This window comes from Candidatus Marinimicrobia bacterium CG08_land_8_20_14_0_20_45_22, from assembly GCA_002774355.1.
In the GTDB taxonomy this organism is placed as follows: Bacteria; Fidelibacterota; UBA2242; order UBA2242; family UBA2242; genus 0-14-0-20-45-22.
On record PEYN01000011.1, the window covers coordinates 1 to 1,534 of the forward strand.

Genomic DNA, 1,534 nt, shown 5'->3' on the forward strand with positions numbered 1-1,534 from the left:
AAGGACACGTCGAAATTCACCGTCCGGATGGAGTCGTTCAGCCGTTGGTTAGTATCATTATTCCAACGGTCGGCGCGGCGGTCGGAGTTGGCTGGGATTTTTATGATGCCGGTTATGAAGCCGGGAAAATAGCCGTTCGGGTAATCAAGGGTGAAAAACCAGCGAATATTCCGTTCCAATTTATGCAAAGCGCCCGACTTTCAATCAACCTCAAAGCCGCCGAACTTCAGAATCTGAAAATCCCGGACGCGGTCATCGCCCGCGCAAAGTCAGTCATCAGGTAATGTAGTACTGTGTCAGGAGCGAAAACAGACTATCCGACGAATCAAATGCTGTTTCCAACAAGTCAAAAGGACTTTTCAACAATCCAAATATAATTTTCAACGAGTCAAAAGGACTTTCCAACGACCCAAATCAAGTTTCGAATACCTGACATGGACTGACCAAGGAAATCCACAAAGATTCGATTGTTCTCATCGGCAAGATAAAAATTTTCATTGACATTCGTCACTGCGCTTCGTATAATTCATGTAAATGAATCAGATCACTGACATAATAAAAAGCCAGGGCTCAGAGGGAAGAGTTTTACTTACCCGTCCTCCGGTTGGCCGATCTGGCGAGCCTGCCGGATTTTTTGAGACTGTTCGCCGGGAAATAAAACTGAGGAATTACAGCCAGAAGACCGCTAAAGCATATCTCAGTTGCCTACGATCATTTGTCCGCTATTTTGCACCCCGTCATCCACGTGAATTAAATAGTGATGATATTAAAAATTACCTGCTATATTTGATCGAAAATAAACAGCTAGCATCGGCAACAGTCAACCAGGTTTTCAATGCTCTGCGGTTCTTATACGTGGATCTTTACAAAATGCCATTTAAGATTGGCAATATTCCCCGACCAAAAAAAGATAAACAATTGCCTGTCATTTTAAGCCGGGAAGAGGTAATGAGCATTCTCGGTAATATTGAAAACCATAAACATAAAGCCTTGCTGATGCTGATTTATTCAGCCGGTTTGCGGGTTGGCGAAGTCGTTCGCTTAAGGATCAGTGACATTGATAGTGACCGCAAACTTATTTACCTTAAAAGCGCCAAAGGTAAAAAGGATCGCTATTCTTTGTTATCTGACACTGCTCTGGAAAATCTGAGAATATATTACCGCATGTATAAACCAAAGAATTATCTGTTTGAAGGATTTAAGGAGAATGAACATCTATCGGAACGGAGCGTTCAGGAGGTTTTCAAAAGGGCTGTCCGACAGGCTGGAATCCGCAAACATGTTACGGTTCATAGTCTGCGTCACTCGTTTGCAACTCACCTGCTTGAGTCCGGAGTTGACTTACGATATATACAGGAGGTGCTTGGTCATGCCAGTTCAAAGACGACGGAAATTTACACGCATGTCAGCCACCAAAAACTTGGTCAAATCATTAATCCACTGGATGCGGCTTACCATGCTCAGAGATAGTGAAAAATATACGCAATGCGCATACCCTACCATTTTAGGGCAGATATACGCAATGCGTATAGCA

General features: G+C 43.4%; 2 protein-coding genes. Both read left to right on the forward strand.

The genetic code is table 11. The annotated features are described in order from the left end of the window. On the forward strand, positions 1-284 hold a 284-nt coding region (locus COT43_00740), incomplete at its 5' end, for a hypothetical protein (GenBank protein PIS30925.1). A 250-nt stretch (positions 285-534) separates the two neighbouring features. After that, positions 535-1,470 carry an integrase gene (locus COT43_00745; GenBank protein PIS30926.1) on the forward strand — a complete coding sequence of 312 codons (936 nt, stop codon included), beginning with the start codon at positions 535-537 and terminating at the stop codon, positions 1,468-1,470. Positions 1,471-1,534 lie beyond the last annotated feature (64 nt).

Bases quoted from the DNA above. Each gene is read 5' to 3' on its own strand.
- COT43_00745 (PIS30926.1), top strand. From the start codon at position 535: ATGAATCAGATCACTGACATAATAAAAAGCCAGGGCTCAGAGGGAAGA.